The sequence below is a fragment of the Sphingomonas flavida genome, assembly GCF_036663655.1.
Taxonomy (GTDB): domain Bacteria; phylum Pseudomonadota; class Alphaproteobacteria; order Sphingomonadales; family Sphingomonadaceae; genus Sphingomonas.
Window position 1 is genome coordinate 1 of the sequence record NZ_JAXOJH010000043.1, and the last position, 2517, is coordinate 2517.

At 68.5% G+C, this 2517-nt stretch carries 2 protein-coding genes; both read left to right on the plus strand.

Features of this window, described 5'->3' with window-relative positions:
* The first annotated feature begins 116 nt into the window (after nucleotides 1-116).
* Nucleotides 117-1628, plus strand: a complete 1512-nt coding sequence (gene istA / locus U1703_RS18760; protein ID WP_084445614.1) for an IS21 family transposase — start codon at nucleotides 117-119, stop codon at nucleotides 1626-1628.
* The gene (gene istB, locus U1703_RS18765) at nucleotides 1615-2343 is read left to right on the plus strand and encodes an IS21-like element helper ATPase IstB (RefSeq protein WP_061781607.1); all 729 of its coding nucleotides are present in this window, start codon (nucleotides 1615-1617) and stop codon (nucleotides 2341-2343) included. Before istA ends, istB begins: the two co-directional genes overlap by 14 nt.
* Nucleotides 2344-2517: the final 174 nt, after the last annotated feature.

Here is a 2517-nt window from a genome sequence, read left to right on the forward strand (position 1 = left end):
TGTGGATCGGCGTGGAAAAGGGACCCCGGTAGCGGGGTGATCGGCGTCGAAAAAGGACCCCTCATCCCGGTGGTCTAGGGTGCTCGCTTGGCGGTGTGTCAGGCGGCGAGATCGGGATGCTGGTATTGGAGACGGTGTTGAGGATCCGGCGCGAGCACGCGTCGGGGAAGGCCATCAAGGCGATAGCGCGGGACCTGCACCTGTCGCGCAAGGTGGTGCGCAAGGCGATCCGGGCGCCGGAGGCGGACATGGGCTACCGGCGGGAGGTGCAGCCGCTGCCGAAGCTGGGGCCGTTTCAGACGCGACTGGATGCGTTGCTGGAGGAAGACGAGGCACGGCCGCGGCGCGAGAAGCTGCGCCTCACGCGTATCCACGATCTGCTGCTGCGCGAGGGGTTCGACGGCTCATACGACGCGGTGCGCCGCTATGCGGCCCGCTGGCGGCAGGCGCGGCGTCGCGACGTGATGAATGCGCCGGCGTTCATCCCGCTGCTGTTCCGACCAGGCGAGGCGTATCAGTTCGACTGGAGCCACGAGGACGTCGAGATCGCGGGCAAGCCGATGCGCGTGAAGGTCGCCCATGTGCGGCTGTGCGCTTCGCGGGCCATGTATGTGCGAGCCTATCCGCGCGAGACACAGGAGATGGTGTTCGACGCCCATGCGCGGGCGTTCGCCTTCTTCGGAGGCGTGCCGACGCGCGGCATCTACGACAACATGAAGACGGCGGTGACGAGCGTGTTCACCGGCAAGGAGCGGGTCTTCAACCGGCGTTTCCTGGTCATGGCCAACCACTACATGGTCGAGCCGACGGCCTGCTCGCCGGCGTCAGGCTGGGAGAAGGGCCAGGTCGAAAACCAGGTGCAGACCGCGCGAGGCAGGCTTTTCCAGCCGCGCTTGCGCTTTGCCAGCATCGAGGAGCTGAACGGCTGGCTGGAGGCGGAGTGTCGTCGCTGGGCCGACATGCACCGGCATCCGGAGCAGAAGGAGCTGACCGTCGCGCAGGCATGGGCTGCCGAGCGTGGCGTGCTCCAGCCGGTCGTCGCGCCCTTCGACGGCTTCCATGAGAGCGAGCACGCGGTGAGCGGCACATGCCTCATCAGCTTCGACCGCAACCGCTACTCCGTCTCCGCCCGGGCGGTTCGGCGGGCTGTCCAGGTCCGCGCCTATGCCGACCGCATCGTCGTGCGCTGCGACGGCCAGGTCGTCGCCGACCATCCCCGGTTCTTCGGGCGTGACCGGACCATCTACGACCCCTGGCATTACCTGCCGGTGCTGGTGACCAAGCCGGGCGCCCTGCGCAATGGCGCGCCGTTCCAGGGCTGGGAGCTGCCGCCTGCGCTGTCACGACTGCGCCGCAAGCTCGGCGCCGGTGACGATGCCGACCGGCGGTTCGTGCGCGTGCTGGCAGCCGTGCTCGACGACGGGCTGGAGGCGGTGGAAGCGGCCGTGCGCGAAGCATTGCTGGCGGGCACCGCCAGCGACGACGTCATCGTCAACATCCTGGCCCGCCGACGCGAGCCGCCCCGGCCGCTGACCATCGTCACGCCCGAGGACCTGGCGCTGCGCCACCCGCCGCGTGCCGACTGCACCCGCTATGACAGCCTGCGAGGCCTCCATGCAGCGGCATGAGATGATGACGGCCATGGCGGACCTTGGCCTCAAGGGCATGGCTGGCGCCTTCGACGAGGCCGTCACCACCGGGCTGCAGCGCAAGCGCACGACCATGGAGATCCTGACCGACCTGCTGCGTGCCGAGGCAACGTACCGCCATGCGGCGTCCGTCCGCTACCGGATGTCGGCCGCCAGGCTGCCGGCGGTGAAGGACCTCGACGCCTTCGTCTTCGACGACACCCCCATCAACGAGGGCCTGGTGCGCTCCTTGCACAGTGGCTCGTTCCTCCCCGGCCGGCGCAACGTCGTGCTGGTCGGTGGAACGGGCACCGGCAAGACGCATCTGGCCACCGCGATTACCGCCAACGTGGTGCGGGCCGGCGCCCGCGGGCGCTACTTCAACACGGTCGACCTGGTGAACCGGCTCGAGGAGGAAACGCGCCTCGGCAAAGCCGGTGCGCTCGCCAACCAGCTCTCCCGGCTCGACCTCGTGGTGCTCGACGAACTCGGCTACCTGCCCTTTGCCCGCTCGGGCGGTCAGCTGCTCTTCCACCTGGTCAGCAAGCTTTACGAGCAGACCTCGGTCATCGTCACGACGAACCTCGCCTTTGGCGAGTGGCCGACCGTCTTCGGCGACCCCAAGATGACCACCGCGCTGCTCGACCGCATTACCCACCACTGCGACATCGTCGAGACCGGCAACGACAGCTGGCGCTTCAAGCACCGCAGCTAACGCCCGGAACACCCGGCAGAGAACGCTTCGCGCTGGTTGCGCCTCCGGTCGGGCTACGCCCGCCCTACGCCGCAACCAGCGCGAACGGTGCGCCCGTCATACCCGTCACGCTGCTCGACGAAGGGGGTCCCTTTTGCACGCCGATAGGGGGTCCTTTTTGGACGCCGATTGACA